6 protein-coding genes are annotated in these 17,915 nt (G+C 62.5%); all 6 read left to right on the forward strand.

The features are described 5' to 3' along the window. Nucleotides 1–107: 107 nt before the first annotated feature. The 6 genes from pglW to CXY78_RS19845 are packed head-to-tail and all read left to right on the forward strand — an operon-like array spanning nt 108 to nt 17,698. Nucleotides 108–4,286, forward strand: a complete 4,179-nt coding sequence (gene pglW, locus CXY78_RS19820) for a BREX system serine/threonine kinase PglW (RefSeq protein ID WP_104090838.1) — start codon at nt 108–110, stop codon at nt 4,284–4,286. Next, a complete protein-coding gene (gene pglX, locus CXY78_RS19825; RefSeq protein ID WP_104090840.1) occupies nt 4,283–7,888 on the forward strand; it encodes a BREX-2 system adenine-specific DNA-methyltransferase PglX in 3,606 nt (1,201 codons plus the stop codon). The genes pglW and pglX overlap by 4 nt, the downstream gene beginning before the upstream one ends. After that, nucleotides 7,885–11,607 (forward strand): hypothetical protein, encoded by a 3,723-nt coding sequence (locus CXY78_RS19830; protein WP_104090841.1) that lies wholly within the window; start codon nt 7,885–7,887, stop codon nt 11,605–11,607. The genes pglX and CXY78_RS19830 overlap by 4 nt, the downstream gene beginning before the upstream one ends. Further along, nucleotides 11,604–14,282 carry a BREX-2 system phosphatase PglZ gene (gene pglZ / locus CXY78_RS19835; RefSeq protein ID WP_104090843.1) on the forward strand — a complete coding sequence of 893 codons (2,679 nt, stop codon included), beginning with the start codon at nt 11,604–11,606 and terminating at the stop codon, nt 14,280–14,282. The genes CXY78_RS19830 and pglZ overlap by 4 nt, the downstream gene beginning before the upstream one ends. Further along, nucleotides 14,279–15,616, forward strand: coding sequence for a BREX system ATP-binding protein BrxD (gene brxD, locus CXY78_RS19840; protein ID WP_104090844.1), 1,338 nt, complete (start codon nt 14,279–14,281; stop codon nt 15,614–15,616). Before pglZ ends, brxD begins: the two co-directional genes overlap by 4 nt. Next, the gene (locus tag CXY78_RS19845; RefSeq protein WP_104090846.1) at nt 15,617–17,698 is read left to right on the forward strand and encodes a DEAD/DEAH box helicase; all 2,082 of its coding nucleotides are present in this window, start codon (nt 15,617–15,619) and stop codon (nt 17,696–17,698) included. The last annotated feature ends 217 nt before the right edge of the window (nt 17,699–17,915 follow it).

Raw genomic sequence — 17,915 nt, forward strand, 5'->3', positions numbered from 1 at the left:
TCGGTACCGCGGAAGGGCCCTGAGCCGATCTGCAATAATGAACCTAATCACGGCGGCAGATAGTCCAGCGCTCTAGCTGACAGAGGTGGTTGCGTTGGGGGAGATGCATGCAAGAAGATTCGAATCACTGGGTCGCTTTCGGTGTGCCTGCTACTCCGGCCGAAGGCGTAGCTCTCGATATACTTCGTGACCTTCTCCCAGACGCCGCCGGTATCACGCACGCCTGGGCCAACCTCACGTTCGTCAGCGACGATGGGCGCACGGACGAGATCGACGTCCTCCTCCTCACCAAGAACGGGCTCTTTCTCGTCGAGCTCAAAGGCTGGCACGGCACCATTACGGGCAATGGCGGTGCTTGGAATCACAACAATGGGCGCGTCACCCGTTCCGTCCGCAATCCATACATCTTGGTCGACCAAAAAGCACGGCGTCTTTCTTCTCTGCTCAAGACGACCGCAAATACTATTCCGGGCAAGCCCGCGATCCCATTCATCCGTTCCCTTGTCGTCTTGCACGGCCGTGATTCGCGAATCAGCTTGGATGAGGCCGGGCAGGCCGGAGTCTGGGCGCTAGACGGTTACAACGTGGAGGGCCTCGGCCAGGGGCGCTTGTTCAGCGACTTTTTGAAATTGCCGGCGCATGACGAGCGATCCGTCATCGACGGGCCGCGCGCCAATGCGCTCCGAAAAGTTGCGGCGGAAGCAGGCTTCAGCGCGATCCCCGTGGTCCGCATGGCCGGAATCTACTCTTTGGAGAAGACCGATCCCATTGGTGAGGGAGAGGGGTGGCAGGACGTTTTGGCTTCGCATCCGACCCTTCCGCTCAAGCGGCGCGTGCGGCTCTTCAACGTTCCACCGGGAGCCTCAAAGGAAACCCGAACCGAAATCGAGCGCAACGCGAAGCGCGAGGTGATGCTCACGAGCGGTTTCACGCACCCCGGCATCACGGTGCCCACGGAATACGTGGATGCGAATTCCGGTCCCGCGCTCGTTTTTAACTACGAACCGGATGCGATTTCTCTCGACGCCTTCATAGCCAGCGACGGCTCCAACTACGCTCTGGCCGACCGCATCGTGCTCATCCGCAAGATCGCGGAGGTGCTCCGCTACGCCCACGGTCGAAGTCTGGTGCACCGCACGCTGACCCCGCGGCAGGTCTTCGTTACCCACGAAAACGCGTCCATCTCGGTTTCCATTCGGGACTGGATGAGCGGAAAGAAGCGCGCGGGCACGTTGACAACGACTCAAACCATCATGTCCGGCGGTGCCACTGACGTCAGCACGCTCATTGACGCGGAAAGCTGGAACTACCTTGCGCCGGAGACCCTTCAAGGAAACGCCACAGCCCCGATCATTCCCCTCGATGTCTATGGCGTGGGGGTGCTTTCCTACTTGATTTTGACCGGGCGTCCGCCGGTCTCAACCTTTACGGAGCAACAGAACCGCTTTGCCGATTCGGACTCGTTTAATCCTCTCGCCGTCAGCCCTGAACTCCCCGAAGCTTTTGCGGCGCTCGTCGAGCGCGCGACACGCTTTGTAGAAGCCGATCGCACCGCCAGCATCGAGGTCTTTCTGGCCGAGCTAGACGCGGCAGTCGGCGAATTCACCCAACGCTCCGAGACCGACGAACGACCCGTCGCGGCCGATCCCTTAGATGCCGAAACCGGCGCCGAACTCGCCCAACGTTTTGATGTGCTCGGCCGCCGTGGGTCGGGTTCCACCGGCATTGCCCTCCACGTTGACGACTACGTCACGACCCGCGTGGGACTGATTCTCAAGCTGGCGCGCGACGACGCTGCGGCAAGCAGAATGAGCGTCGAAGCGGACTCGTTGCGCACGCTCGACCATCCACGCATCGTTCGCCTGATCGAAGGGCCTATCGATGTGGATGGCCGCACCGGAATTTTGATGACGGATGCCGGACGGGAGACCCTTGCTGACCGGTTGCAGACCGAAGGTCGTTCGACCATTGAGCAACTGGAACAGTACGGCGACGATCTCTTCGAGGCCATGCGCTACCTCGAAGAGCAGGGTGTATTTCATCGAGATATCAAGCCCGCCAACTTGGCAGTTTCCCCCGATCCGGCCAGTCGCAAACCGCGCTTGACCCTGTTTGATTTCTCCCTCGCCCGCGAACCCCTAGCGAATATCACCTCGGGGTCACGTCCATACTTAGACCCGTACCTCGGGCAGGGCCGCCGGCGGCAATACGACCGCGCGGCCGAACTTTATGCCGTGGCCGTCACCCTGTTTGAAATGGCAGCGGCCACCCCGCCCTGGTGGGAGAACGGGGAATCTGCGCCGCTCAATGCTGCCGATCGCGTCGTGCTCATGGAGAGCACCTTTGAGAAGACCGTGGCCGCCCCGTTGGTCACGTTCTTCACCACGGCGCTGGCGGCGGATACCGCGAACCGTTTCACGAATGCCACGGACATGTCCGTGGCCTGGCGGCAGGTGTTTTCTACTTTGGCCAGCGAAAGCTCCACTGTGGACACCGACGAGAGTGCGCGGGAGGACAAGGCAAGTCTGGCCAGCCTAGATACCCCGCTGGCCGAATCCGGGCTGTCCCCGCGCGCCCTGTCCGGAATCTCCCGGCTGGGCGTGCGCACCGTCGGTGAGCTTCTGGGGCGCCCGATCAGCGACATTAACACCATTCGCGGGTTGGGCGAGCGGTACCGCAAAGAGGTCAAGCGGCGCATGCGGGAATGGAATCCGCGGCTGCGCCCGAACGCGAGTCCGCCGGAGGTCGTGGAAATGGGCCGCCGGGAGTCGGTGGAGCGTCGGAGCGATCGTCTGATTTCTCGCCCGACGGCGAACAACACCAACGAAGTCGCCGCTCTTCACCTGCTCCTCGGTAAACCCCGAGACGTCGATGACGTCGTTCCGGAGTGGCCGACCCTCAGTGCGATAGCGGCCAGTATCGGAGTGACGCCCGGCCGCGTTTCTCAGCTCCTGGATGCCGCAACCCAGCGCTGGCGCAAAGCAAAGTACCTCACGACGGTGATCGATGACGTCGTCAGCATCGTGACCGAGCGCGGCCGCGTGGCGACACTCGATGAGGTGGCCTCCGCGTTGCTCTTTCTTTACGGCTCATCCGTGGAAGGCCCGAACCGCGTGCGCCGTGCCACCGGTCTCATCCGTGCCGCCATCGAATTGGATGCCCGAGCTAGCGTGCCTCAGCTAGCCGTAAAGCGATCCCGCGCTAACGACACTCCCGTGCTGATCGCCGTTACTGATGGCGCTGGGTCTGGCTCGAATCCCGGGTCGGCCGAAACGCTCCTGACGACGACTCGGCGAATGGCCCAGCTCGTCGATGAGGCCACTGCCCAGAACCCGATCACCGCCGCCGCCAGCATGCGCGCCGCCTTGCTCCGAGAAACTCCCGATCGCCTGACGTTGGACGACCAACGACTGCTGCAACTGGCCGTCGCGGCATCGAACAGGGCGTCACTGTCGAGCCTCGACGAGGTGTATCGCCGTGACCTCGCCCCGGCCGATGCTGTCGAAGCCTCACTCGCCGGGATCGCCGTTCGCGAACTCACCGAGGACGGAATCCGTCGCCGCGTTCAGCTGCGTTTTCCGCTGATAAACACGATTCCCGCGCGGCCCGGACTCGATGAGGTGGTGAAACGAACCCACCCCCACTTCGCGTGGAAGGTGGACCGCTTCACCATTCGCGATTCGACGCTGAGTGGGGGAGAGTCCTCCACACGATTCCCCACAGCGTTCCAAACCACGCCCCTCCCCGAAATTGATCGAGTATTGCGTTCCTCGTTGGAACGCCATTCGGCGCTCACCCTGGCGGTGCACCCCAGTCGCTACCGGCGCGCAGCTCTTTTGCTTCACAACAGCTTCAACGCGCGAACCATCGATCTGGCAGCGGAACTCGTCACCAGTGTGCGCGAAACGGCTGCCGCAAAGGGCGCCAAATGGGACGTTATTTTGCGCGCGGACGTTGATGAGACATCCCTTGATTTTCGTCGGCTGACCGGACTAGCCAAGCAGAGCATGACGGAACGCTGGCGCGAAATAACGGCCTTGCCCGAACCCCTGCTGCTCCTCAACGCTGCGCCGATGGCGCGTTATGGAATGACGGATTTGTTGGCCGAGCTGATGGACCTGGCCCGGCCGCGGCCCGCGGCACGGTGGCTGCTGGTTCCCTGGCGTAAAACTCTGATTGCCCCAGACCTGGATGGGCGACCAGTGCCGTTTGGTCCCGATAAATGGCTCACCTTGCCCAACGATTTACGAGAGCTCTTCCCGCTCCAGACCGGAGAAATTGCATGATAGATTCCCCCGCCCTGCTCGCCGACCTCAAGAAACAGCTGAAAATGCTCGAGACTGATCTGCGGGCGCGCGCCGTTGAACCGGGGCTGCCCTGGGCTGACGCGCTCAAGCTCGAACATGCGCGCGCCATCGAACGCGAACGCACCGCGCTCTCGTGGTCAGAGTGGAGCAAGGGCGAGATATCTCAAGCAGCGGTGGCGTGGATCATCGCCTGCACGTTCATTCGCTTCGCAGAAGACAACGATCTGCTTGTGGGCGCGCGGGACAGCGGCGTGCCCGTGCCGTTGCCGTGGATCGCCGGTTCCGGGGAACGCGGCGACCGCGCCATCGAGAACCAGTCCGCTTTCTATGCTGCCGAACCGTCCCTGAACTCCAGGGACTGGCTTCAGAAAGCCTTCGGCGTGCTGGCCGCTCTGCCGGCGGGCCGAGGACTTGTCGATCCCGCGCACAGCCCCGTCTGGACGGCACCGATTGGAGCCGCCGCGGCCGACGGCCTCGTCGACTTCTGGCGGCGCACCGATTCGGTCGGCGCCTTGATCCACGATTTTACGGATGTTGCGCTCGACACCCGTTTTCTCGGTGATCTGTATCAGGACCTTTCCGACCATGCGAAGAAGACCTACGCGCTTCTGCAGACGCCGATCTTTGTGGAGGAGTTCATCCTCGATCACACCCTCACCCCGGCGGTCGCGGAATTCGGCCTAGACGGTCTCAAGCTCATCGACCCCACGTGCGGCTCCGGCCACTTTCTGCTGGGCGCTTTCGAACGTCTGAACGCTGCCTGGACGGTGCATGCGCCCGCAATGGAGGCCCGTGCCCGAGTGCAGAAGGCGTTGAACTCTATCCACGGCGTGGATCTGAACCCCTTTGCCGTGGCTATCGCCCGGTTTAGGCTCACCGTCGCTGCTCTTCAGGCTTCCGGCGATCGATCCTTTGTCTCCGCACCAACGTTTGGCTACAGGCTTGCCGTCGGCGATTCTCTTCTGCGCTGGCAGGCATCCGACAGTTTCCTCGACATCGGTGCCGATACCGAGGCAGAGACCTTTGCCTACGCCGCGGAAGACATTCTCGACTACGCAGACATGCTCAAGCCCGGCCAATATGACGTGGTCGTCGGCAACCCGCCGTACATCCAGGTGAAAGACAAGGCGCTGAATCAGGCCTATCGCGCCCTGTACCCGACGTGCTCGGGCAAGTACGCTCTGTCGGTGCCCTTCATGGAGCTGTTCTTTGAACTGGCGAAACCGGAGAGCGAACGTGGGGGTGCCGGGTATGTCGGCAAGATCACGTCAAACTCGTTCATGAAGCGCGAGTTCGGCAAAAAACTCATCGAGCAATTCCTCTCGGGTGTATACACGCCTCGATGCCGCGTCGACCTCACCGCCGTGATCGACACGGCGGGAGCCTATATCCCCGGACACGGCACGCCGACCGTGATCCTATTCGGTCGTCATCGTCGTCCCCTTTTACCTACCGTACGTGCGGCACTCGGTGTCCGCGGCGAACCTGGGCAGCCTGTGGACCCTGCCCAGGGCTTGGTTTGGCGGGACATTGTCGACCACCTCGACCAGCCCGGGTATAACGGGACCTACACGAGCATCACCGACCTCGATCGATCGACTCTTGCGCAGCACCCGTGGTCCCTCAGCGGAGGCGGCACTGGCGACCTGAAGAATGTGATCGAGTCCAGCGGAGCTAACAAACTGGGTCAGGCAGCGAGCGAGATCGGCATAATGGCCGTTATCGGTGAGGAAGAAGCGTTCGAGCTGCCGTCCTGGAGTCATGAGGAGTCTGCCGAGCTGTCAGTCGGAGAAGACCTTCGTGATTTCTCACTCCACTCGTCACCACGGTTCTGGCCTTATGATTCGTCACTGAAAGTCTCGGAGTCGGCGCACAATTCGCGATGGATGTGGCCGTTTCGCAAAATAGTCTCCGGTTATTTGATGTTCGGTAAGACACGCGAACAACGCGGACTTGAGTGGTTCGAGTACGGGCTGCTTGCAAAGCCCAAATTGCGAGCCCCTTTGACAATCGCATTTGCTTTCGTTGCAACTCACAATCATTTTGTATTGGACCGGAGCGAGCGAATATTCGGCAGGACCGCACCGGTGATCAAACTCGCTGCCGACGCGACGGAGGATGACCACTTCGACTTGCTAGGCATCCTCAATTCCTCGACCGCCTGTTTCTGGCTCAAGCAGGTCAGCCACGACAAGGGTAATGGTGGCATCGGCGGTGGCATTGCAGACCAGGCTTGGGAGCGATTCTTCGAATTCACCGCGACCAAGCTCAAAGAGTTTCCTTTGCCAGCGACGTTGCCGCGCGAAACCGGACGCGCGATCGACGCAGCCTCGACGGAATTCCAAGCCGCAGCGCCGGGCGCGCTGTTCACCGGTGGGGCACCAGATCCGACAGGTTTGGTCGCTGCACGCCAGACTTGGCTAGCGCTTCGTGACCGCATGGTGTTCTTGCAAGAGGAACTCGACTGGGAGACGTACCGCCTCTATGGTCTCGTCGAGGAGGATCTCACCTTTAGCGGGGATACCCAGCCCTTGCCTCCTGAACACCGTGCGTTCGAAATCATCCTGGGCCGTGAAATTCTTGAGGGAGCCGAACACACGGCGTGGTTTGATCGCCACAGTCGTACACCGATCACGGAGATGCCCAGCGAATGGCCGGGGGAGTATCGCGCGCTCGTGCAGCGACGTCTCGACGCCATCGCCGAGAATCCGTCGTTGCGGCTGCTGGAACGGCCGGAATACAAACGTCGGTGGGCGACCCCGAGCTGGGAATCTCAGCTGGCGGCGGCGGCCACCACGTTCGCGCTGGACCGATTGGAAAAGAGTGAGCTGTGGCAAGACGCCCAAGGTCGCCCGGTTCCGCGCTCAACCAGCCAACTGGCCGATATTCTTCGCGATGACGTGGAGCTACGAACGGCATTAGAGATTCTCACGGACACAACCCACGTCGAACTGCAACCGGCAATCGCGGCCCTATTGGCCGCCGAAAGCGTGCCGCCCGTGGCGGCACAACGGTACAAGCCCAGCGGGCTCATCAAGTTCCGAGAGTGGCAGCAGGTCTGGGAGCAGCAGCGCGCGGAAGACAACGGCCAAACGGTATCGATTCCCGTGCCGCCGAAGTACGCGCCGTTGGACTTTCAGAAGTCCAGCTATTGGAGCGCTCGCGGCAAACTCGATGTTCCCAAGGAACGCTTCATTTCCTACCCCGGTGCGGCCCGGGCAACGGACGATTCGCCGATCTACGGGTGGGCCGGCTGGGATCATGCCGCCCAGGGCCTGGCCATGTCGGTACTGGTGGGTGACATGGTTGGCAGTGGTGCGACCGCAGAGCAGCTCACGCCCCTGTTAGCCGGAATCGTTGAGCTGGAACCCTGGCTGCACCAGTGGCACTCGGAGATCGACGCCGCCTATGGGACAAGCCCGGCAGCGGCCATCTCGGGCATGTTGGCGGCGCAACTGGAGCGACAAGGATTGACGCGGAATGACGTCACAGCGTGGGTGCCATCGGCCCCGACCCGAGGTCGCACGCGCGTGACAAAGGCCCCAACGACGGGTATGAACCCCATGGAGGAAAACTCGTGAGCACTCTCGGCCTTAACACCCCCCTCCGTGACCTGTTGGACATTCCGGAGACCCGTGACGCTTCGGACTTCGTGCTGCGGCTGCACGAGGGTGTCGCCGCACCCGCACGAACGCTGCAGGACTACGTGGTTACTGACGGTATCGCCCAGTCGCTCGACGATGCTCTGGCCCTGGTGGAGCGCACGCTCAATGAGGGCAAGTCCAAAGGAACGTTCATCCACGGTTCCTTCGGCTCGGGAAAGTCACACTTCATGGCGGTCTTGCACCTCCTACTTTCGGGAAATGTTGCCGCCCGTGAACTCCCCGGCTTGCAACAGACCATTGCCAGTCGTAGCAGTGTCTTTGGGCGCAAGCTCTTGGCAATCGACTACCACCTGCTCGGAGCCGAGTCATTCGAACAGGCGCTCTTCTCCGGGTATCTCAATACCGTGCGGGACCGGCACCCCGAGCATGCACTCCCGGTGCTGCACGCCAGTGACGGACTCTTCGCCGATGCTCAGCAGTATCGGCACCGCCTCGGCGACGACGGCTTCTTCGCGGCGATCAACGAACAATCCGGCGGCGACTGGGGCGATGTGGGAACGATGTGGGACGCCGAAACCTTCGATGCGGCCCTGCGTCTTCCGGCCGGCCACTCTGATCGTTCCGAACTCGCCCAGACGCTGATAGCCACTATCCTCACCGGGTATGCCAATGCCGGGGACTGGCTCGATATCTCCAGTGGAATCAAGGCCATGAACGAGCATGCCCGTGACCTGGGGTACGACGGCCTGATTCTCTTCCTCGACGAACTCGTGCTCTGGCTGGCCCAGCATCTCTCGGACAGCCAATTCATTGCCAGCGAAACGTCCAAGGTCGCCAAGCTTGTGGAGACCGGCATGTCCACGCTGCCGATTCCTATGGTGTCCTTCGTGGCCCGACAGCGCGACCTCAAGGACTTCTTGGGCGGGGGCGGTGTCGGTGCCGAACAAGAGGCGATTGGTCAGTCCATCAAGTGGTGGGATGACCGGTTTGAGCAGATTGAGTTGCAGGCGGCTGACCTGCCCAAGATTGTCAAGCAACGACTGCTGATGCCCGTCAATGCCGAGGCCGAAGCGGTCTTGAAGCAGGCTCTCGCGACGGTGAAGCAAAATTCCTCGTCCTGGGGCTACCTCCTCACCGACGAAGCGGGCTCCAACGAAGGTGATTTTGCCAACGTCTACCCGTTCTCGCCGGCTCTCGTCGATGCGCTGGTGGCGCTGTCGTCGCTGCTGCAGCGAGAACGCACTGCACTCAAACTCATGGGAGAACTCCTCTCCGACGGCCGCGACTCGCTCACCGCCTCCGATGTGATTCCGGTGGGAGACCTTTTCGACCCGGTCGTGCTGGGCACGGTGAAACCGCTCACCGAAGACATGAAACGTCACTTCGAGGTTGCCGCCGATTTCTATCGCAACCAGATGCGCCCGTACCTCCTCGGAAAACACCGTGTGAGTGAACGCGAGGCATCAAGTCTGGGTCGGGACCACGTCTTCATGACGGAAGACCGCCTGGTGAAGACCCTGCTCATCGCTGAATTGGTTCCCAATGCCTCTTCGCTGCGCAACCTGACGGCAGCGCGCTTGGCAGCCCTGAACTATGGCACGATCAATGCCTATATTCCGGGCACGGAGGCTCAACAAGTGCTGATCTGGGCGCAGCAGTGGGCTCAAGAATTTGGTGAGGTTTCCATCACGACGGGTGCAGACCCGATCATTGCGCTGCACCTAGCCGGGGTGGACTACACCTCCATTCTGGAGCGCGTGCGTGCTGAAGACAGCACCCCAAACCGGCGAGAACTCATTCGCGGTCTCATCGCCGAAGAGTTAGGGCTCGATGGCGGCAGCTTCTTGGTTCGAGAGCGCGCGCTGAAGCAGGTGTGGCGTGGCCAGAAACGCGACGTGAGCGTGATTTTCGGTAACGTGCGCGACGCTGCCGACGTGCGCGATGACGACCTCATCGCCGAGACTGGCGCGTGGCGCCTGGTGATTGATTTTCCCTACGACGATGGACTCCATTCACCGAGCGACGACATCGCGAGGCTCGAGACGCTGCGGGTGGGTGGCATCGAGAGCAACACCATTGCGTGGATACCCAACTTTCTGAATGCCGCCCGCCTCGACGACATCGGCAAGCTCGTCACGCTGGAATATGTGTTGAAGCCGGCGCAGTTCGAGCAGAACGCCGGTCAGCTTGCTCCGGCCGACCGAGAGCCGGCCCGAAATGCGCTGGAGAACCAACGCAGGGCGCTCCGAGAGCGCGTGATTGACGTGTTGCGGCAGGCCTACGGTGTGGCGGCGATCAAGGGCAACGATGTCGATCCCCAGCTGTCAGGCATCGAGATCTTCTCCACTTTGGCCTCGGGCCTCACTATTCAGCCGCCCGTAGCCGTCAATCTGAGCGACGGCCTGAGATCAGTTCTGGATCAGGCCTGGACTCACGAGCATCCTCTGCATCCGAAAATCGAACCGAGCGAGATTGAGGTGCGGGCGACAGAGGTGAAAGCCGCCATGGACTTGGTGGCCCGCGCCAGCTCCAGCGATGACCGCCGTCTGCCGGGCTTAGACGCTGCAGCGCAAAAAGTGCTGAAGAGGCTGGCAGTGCCGCTGCGTCTCGGAACCCTGCGCGAAAACGTCTTTACCGTCTCCCTGAGCACCTTCGGTTGGCGGGACGACTTCACGCGGTGGACGGCCAACGCCACGAACGGTGTCACTGTCGGTCAGCTCCGCGGGTTCCTCGCCCCGTGGGGTATGGGCACTCTGCTACAAGACGCCGTCATCATGACCTGGGCGTTGCTCACCGACCGTGAATGGGTGCGTGGCACGGCAATCGCCGATGCCCCTGCACCCGGCGCCCTGACTCCAGACCTGCTCTTGCGACCGGCAAATCTTCCCTCGGAGGAAAGCTGGCTCGTGGCGACGGCCCGCGCACAATCCCTGTTCGGCCTGCCATTGGAACCCCATCTCGTCTCGGGCGCCGTGCGCAGACTGGGGCAGGCTATATCCCTGGCCGCGGCGAAATGGAGCGGTGATACCGGACCCCTCGTGGCCCAGCTGGAAGCCCACGCCGCAGTTCTTGGAATCGATGCGCATGCGCCGGTCGGCCGTCTCGCGACGGCACGGCGCGCCGACGCTGTGTTGGCTGATCTTGTCCTGGAACGGGACCCTCGGATCATTATTGAAGTTCTCGGCGCGGCAGATCTTCCCGCCGAAGCGCAGGCGGTGGCACGCTCGATCACCACCGCCCGGGCTCTTCACCAGCAGCTAAAGGGCGCCGACTGGCCATCCATCGATGCGAGCAGCAAACTCAACGACGACCAGGTCAACGCTGTTCTGGACGAGATGCAGACCGTGGGACGCCGCGAGGAACTGCATGCTTCCCTCCAGCCGGTGTTGTTGAAAGCCGGTAGCGCCGCCCGAGAGGCGTTGATTCGTCTGGTACCCGTTAACCGACCGGTGCCGGTTGATCCGCCTGCGCCGGTTAGTCCACCGGTTGTCCCGGCGGTTACCGGGCCGATCGCGGTGATTCCTGACCCCGTAGTCCCAGTTTCCCCACCCGGCTCGATCGCTTCCATCGACGAGATTGAGCTGGAAATTGATGACGCTTTAGATTCTCGCCTGCAGGGTATCGCCGAGAAGATTCGAAGCGAGTTAACGAAGAACCCCGGTAAGCGGGCGCACGTGCGTTGGTGGCTGGAATGACCTCAGGGACCCGCCACGCGCCGGTTCTCTCCGATGCGCTTCTGCGCGAGAGCATCAAGCTGTTTGTGGAGCGGGCCGACGCCGAGACCCGCGTTCTCCTGCTTCGTGCTCAGCCGCGCTCGCTGGCAGACCTCAACCTCGGCTTTGGCGACCGCTCTGTGCGTGTCGTCGCTGGCGTCTCGCAACTTGCCGTGCTCGACGCTTACAGCACCCTTGCCGAGGACGAACTTTTGGTGGTGCTGACGGATCGCGTCGATCAGGAGCTTGGAAGTGCCGTGCTCATCCCCGCGGAACGCCAAACCGTGCAATTCATCGATGACTGGAATTTGGTACCGGCACTCTTCAACGCTACCGGGATCGATCCGCGGCTCCGGGCGATCGGGTCTTGGCTTCCCGCGGCCCTCCTCGAGCACCAGCCGGTAAACGGTTGGCCCGCTGTTCCGGCCGGGGCGATCACGGCTGATTTCGCCGTGCGTGCGCTGCTAGCGCAGGTACTCGGCCTCCGAGGCGACGGCGAGTTGGATGCCATCATGTTGTTGGAACAGCTGGAGAATGCGGACGTTCGTCAACGCTGGGTCGCCCTTGACGAAACAATGCGGAAAGGGATGACGGTTGCGGCATCCCGCTATCTGGGCGAGTACAGCGCTCTGGCCCTCAGCGCAGTGGCGTCCGGGAAGTCTGTTTCCGTTATTGCGATCGGTCTCGCGGCCGATGTCCTCTGGCCCCGCGCCTTACCGGAGAGCGAGCCCGCGGCGCAGATCATTGCACGCACGAGAATCGAACAGTATGTCGGTGTCGACGTGTCTCGCACGAGCGCTCGCGCCTACGCTGACGCGGCAGTGTCGATCGTGTTACGACGCGATTCAACCGGTGACCCCCGCACCGATCAAGTGATCGCGCAGGCGGAAGCCCTGCTCCGCGACTTGGGTTGGGCCGAGGGTGCAGAAAACTCGGAGCTACTGCGGGCCGGGCTGCTGGGGAGGCTTCGTATTCTCGCCCAACGGCTGAACTCGGCACTCAAAACACAGAGTTCGAACGGAGATGCTTCGGTCGAAGACGCGCTTAATCTGGTTAGCGCTCACCTTCTCGGCCACCGCGACCCGGCCGAGATCTTTTCGGCGCAGATGGCGGTGCGGTTGCTGCGCTGGTTGCGGGCGAAGGAGGCGGATGCAGAATTCGATTCCCTCGCGGAGGGAATGGCACGGTACGCCGTTGATGGTGGCTGGGCTGATCGTGCCCTCGCCGCGGTGTGGAGCGGGTCGGCTGAGCCGGTTGTCGCGGCCACCTATGCCACGCTGGCGGGAAAGGTGCGTGTGCTGCGGGATGCTCAAGACGAACGCGCCGCGCAGCTCTTGACCGGATCACGCCTTGACTCGACGCGGGTTGTGCCAGTGGAGGAGATTCTCTCCGTTGCCGTACAACCGATTTCTCAAAGTGCGCCCGTACTCCTGATCGTTCTGGACGGCATGAGTGTCGCCGTTGCCACTGAGCTCGCTCAGGACATGGCGCCGCTCGGCTGGGTGGAGTTGGTGCGGGAGGGCTCGAGTCAGCGCCTGGCCGCGATTTCGGCTTTACCCTCCGTGACTACGTACTCACGAACATCCCTGTTCGCGGGAACGCTTCTGGCCGGCCAGCAGGACGTCGAGAAGTCGCGTTTTGCCGCTGCCGTCAAGGGAGCGCTCTTCCACAAGGACGATCTGCGATCTGGTGGAGGAGAGACTCTGCCCGCGACCGTAACCAGCGCCATCGCTTCGCCCGCTCAGCGGATTGTCGGCATCGTACTCAACACGATCGATGACGCTTTGGCGAAGCACGATCCCGGGGGAACACGCTGGAACTTGGGCCAAGTTCAGCACCTGCGTGCGCTGCTGAATGAAGCCGCCCAGGCTGGACGTTCCGTCATTCTCACCTCCGATCACGGTCACGTCATTGAGCGCGGGGGAGAGCACCGCCCGGTTCCCGGCGCTGGCGGACGCTGGCGGAGCGTTGCCAGTGGACCCGCCCTGCCGAGCGAGACCCAGGTGAGCGGCCCCCGGGTGCTGGCTCCGGGCGGATCCGCGATTCTGGCACGAGTCGAAGGGCTGCGGTACACCAGTAAGGCAGCCGGCTACCACGGAGGGGCCAGCCTGGCCGAACTGACGATCCCTCTCTTGGTTTTTCGGAGACAGGAACGGCCCGCGGTTCGCGGCTGGGTCGATGCAATGCCTCAAGCTCCCGTCTGGTGGAACGATCGTGCGCGCGCGATTCCTCGTCTTGTTCCGGCACCGGCGAAGACCACGGCCACGAAGAAGCCGTTGGCCGTCGACGCTCAATCACTCTTCGAGCTGCCCCCGGCCGAGGACCCCGTTCAGCCTCTGGCAGATCTGGCCCAGAGCGTGGTGGCCAGTGAAATATTTGCCGGGCAGGAAGCGCGTGCGGGGCGGCATCCGCTGGCGAACGTGATTGTGCACGGTCTGCTTTCGGTCCTGGTCGATCAGGGCGGCCGGGCGCACAAGGACACCCTGGCGGTCGCCGCCGGCATCTCGACTACGGCGATCGAGCCTACCCTCGCAGCCTTCCGGCGCTTGCTCAATGTCGACGGCTATGACGTCGTGGCCACGGACACAGACGGCCACACCGTGGTCCTTGATCTTCCGCTCTTGCGGGAGCAATTTGGTCTGGAACCAGGCAAGTGACAGTACCGAAGAGCGCTCGACGTCGGCGCGACATCGTCGACGCGCTGCGCCGGGGGACCGTTCCGCAGCGCGGTCTCGATGTGATGGCTGTGGGGTTGGACCGATTCTCGGAAACGATCGACGCCGAGCTGGAATCGGTGGCCAACGGTGGTGCCCAATTCAAAGCTATTCGGGGCGAGTACGGGTCGGGTAAGACCTTCTTTGCTCGGTGGCTGACCGAAACCGGCAAGCGCAAAGGATTCGCCAGCGCCGAAGTTCAGATCTCCGAGACTGAAACCCCGCTCCATCGCCTGGAGACCATTTATCGGCGCATCATCGAGAACCTGACGACGGCGGAGGCGCAGCCCAGCGCCTTTCGTGAGGTCATCGACGGTTGGTTCCATGTTTTGGAAGCCGACGTTATTGCGGACGGAACGAACGCTGCCGACGTGGTGGCCGTAATGGCAGCAACGGATGCCCTGCTCGAACGTCGTTTGTCTGCGGTGAGCAAGGCGGCACCCGCTTTCGCGGCAGCGCTTCGCGGCTATCGGAACGCCGTTCTCACGGGGGACGTGCCACAGGCTGAGGGACTCCTTTCTTGGCTCGCTGGTCAACCGCATGTTTCTGCTTCCGTTCGTCGTGCGGCGGGCGTACGCGGCGATCTCGACCATTTTGGAGCCCTCGGGTTCTTGCAGGGGCTGCTCACGGTGCTTCGCGACTCGGACTATCAGGGCCTCGTGATCGTTCTGGATGAGGTCGAGACGCTGCAACGCGTGCGCTCCGACGTGCGCGAGAAATCTTTGAATGCTCTCCGGCAGCTTGTCGATGAGATCGACTCCGGGCGGTTCCCGGGACTCTACTTGGTGATCACGGGCACGCCCGCGTTTTTCGATGGGCAGCAAGGAATTCAGCGGCTTCCACCGCTGGCGCAGCGTATCTCCGCAGACTTTTCCAGCGACCCACGCTACGACAATCCTCGTGCGCCGCAGATTCGACTCCCTGGATTTGGCCAGGACTCCTTGCGCGAGTTGGGCGTGCGGGTGCGGGACATCTACGCGCCAGGTTCTCAGGCGCCCGAACGGGTCGCGACGCTCATCGACGATGCCTACGTGCAGGAACTCGCCAACGCCGTAGCCGGACAACTGGGCGGTAGAGTCGGCGTCTCCCCGCGCCTCTACCTGAGGAAGCTCGTCGATGTTATGGACCGCGTCGATCAATTCCCTGACTATGAGCCGCGACGGGACTATCCACTGACGGTCTCGGCGGGGGAGCTAACGGACGTGGAACGAGAGGCGGCACACCTGGGCGACTTGAAGGCGGCGGCATCCGTCGACGATGTCGACCTCGGTCTCTAGGTGAGTGATGCCACCGGGCTCAACCCGGCACTGGAATACCACATCGTCAACTCGCTGGGCTGGAACAACCTTCGTCCCTTGCAGCAGGCCGCCGTGGAACCGGTGCGCTCGGGGGCAGACTGTCTTCTGGTGGCGCCAACGGCCGGCGGTAAGACCGAGGCAGCGATCTTTCCGTTGCTCTCGGAGATGGTTGATGCCAACTGGCAGGGAATGTCGGTGCTCTACGTGACGCCGCTTCGGGCACTGCTGAACAACCTTAAGCCGCGCCTGGATGGGTACGGGCACTGGCTGGGGCGCACGGTGGGACTTTGGCATGGGGACGTGCCGGACGGTGAACGAAAACGAATTCTGCGGGACCCGCCCGATATCTTGCTGACGACGCCGGAGTCGCTCGAGGCGATGCTCGTTTCCCGACGGGTCGACCACCACAATCTCTTTCGAGGCGTGCGAGCGATCGTTATTGACGAACTTCATGCCTTTGCTGGAGGCGACCGCGGTTGGCATCTACTGGCGGTGCTGGAGAGGATTCAGCGGCTGGCCAACGCGCCTATTCAACGCATCGGTCTGTCGGCCACGATCGGAAACCCGGACCAAATGCTCACCTGGATGCAGGGATCCGGCGCGGCGCGGGGACGCCCGGCTCGCATCGTGAGCGAAGACGTGCCCGCGAATGCGACGGCGCCGGAGGTGACACTCGATTATGTCGGGTCGGTCGCTAATGCCGCGCTCGTGCTGTCGCGGCTTTACCGCGGGGAGAAACGTCTCGTCTTCTGTGAATCTCGGGCCCAGGCCGAAGACCTCGCTTATGAGCTGCGGCAGCTCGAGGTCACGACGTTCGTGTCCCATTCCTCCCTGTCGGCCGATGAGCGCCGCCAGAGTGAACGTGCCTTCGCTGAGGCTCGAGACTGCGTCATAGTCGCCACGTCCACACTCGAGCTCGGAATAGACATTGGCGACCTCGACCGGATGATCCAAATCGATGCCCCAAGAAGCGTGGCGTCTTTTCTTCAACGCCTCGGCCGCACGGGGCGCCGCCCGGGAACGGCGCGCAACGCGCTTTTCCTCGCCATCGAACCGGCCACATTTCTCCGCGCCGCCGGACTATTGCTGCTGTGGCGCGCTGCGTTTGTTGAACCTGTGGTGCCGCCGCCCGCGCCGCTTCATATCGCGGCGCAGCAACTACTAGCATTGGCGCTGCAGGAGGGACGATTCGGGACCGAAACGTGGCGTGACTGGTGGGGCGGGCTCACTCTAATGGACGACGCTTCACTCGTCTTGACGTTCCTGCGCGAGAACGAGTTTCTGGTCGAAGACTCTGGCATGCTCTTCATCGGACCCCGCGCTGAGAAGGAGTTCGGGCGGCGTTACTTCATGGACCTGTTGACCTCTTTCATCGCTGACCTCGAGCTGAAGGTGCTTGTCGGGCGCAGAGAGATCGGCTCGGTTTCGCCTCTATCTCTGGCTGGCCATGACAAGGCCGCAGCCAAGCCGTTGCTGCTGGCGGGGCGGGCTTGGAGGATCGAATCCGTGGATTGGAACAAGCACGAGGTTCTGGTGACCGAGGACCATGAGAAGGGTAAAGTGCGCTGGCCCAGCGCTCCCATTGCTGAGGGGTTTGAGCTCGTTCGCGCCAGTCGGGACGTTCTGCTTGGGGCGACACCCGAGGTCAACTTCTCGAAACGGAGCGTTGCTCTCATGGCGACCATTCGCGAAGAAATGGGCTCGACCGTGGATGCTGGTGGGCTGGTCTTGTCGCGGGGGGCGAAGGGCATCACTTTTTGGACCTGGGCGGGGCTTCGCGCAAATGAGACGCTGCTGAGTGGGCTCGGATATCCGGATGGCACTGCGGCCGATAACCTCAGCATCCGTCTGCCGACCGAGATCAGTATCGAGGATATTCGCACGGCGGATGTGGCGACGGCCCTGCCCGTGGTCAGCCCGGAAGCGGTGGAAGGACTGAAGTTCTCAGCGGCGCTGACACCGGGGCTGGCGAGTGCGACGTTGGCGGCGCGGTTCGTTGACCGGCTGGGAGCTGTTGACATTGTGGCGAGGCCCATTCTCGTGCTGAATGCGATCGACTGATGGCGGCTGGGGCTGGGTCTCAGCCGCCAAGCAATAGTGCCGAGCCGGAATCGTCCGGCAGCGCACTGGAGCCGGCCACGGTGCTTCTGGCGATCCTTGCGACGCCGCCGGAGACATCCGGCGAACGTACGTTGAAGAGGCTTGAAATGGCTCGGCAGCTCTTGGGCTTCAGTGAGGTGCGAGTCGTCAATGTATTGGACGTAGCGACCTTCAGAAC

The organism is Cryobacterium sp. N19, from assembly GCF_002929595.1.
GTDB lineage: Bacteria > Actinomycetota > Actinomycetes > Actinomycetales > Microbacteriaceae > Cryobacterium > Cryobacterium flavum.

What these genes read in the sequence shown, in the direction of transcription:
- pglW (WP_104090838.1), top strand. Translation starts at nt 108, where the DNA reads ATGCAAGAAGATTCGAATCACTGGGTCGCTTTCGGTGTGCCTGCTACT.
- pglX (WP_104090840.1), top strand. Translation starts at nt 4,283, where the DNA reads ATGATAGATTCCCCCGCCCTGCTCGCCGACCTCAAGAAACAGCTGAAA.
- pglZ (WP_104090843.1), top strand. Translation starts at nt 11,604, where the DNA reads ATGACCTCAGGGACCCGCCACGCGCCGGTTCTCTCCGATGCGCTTCTG.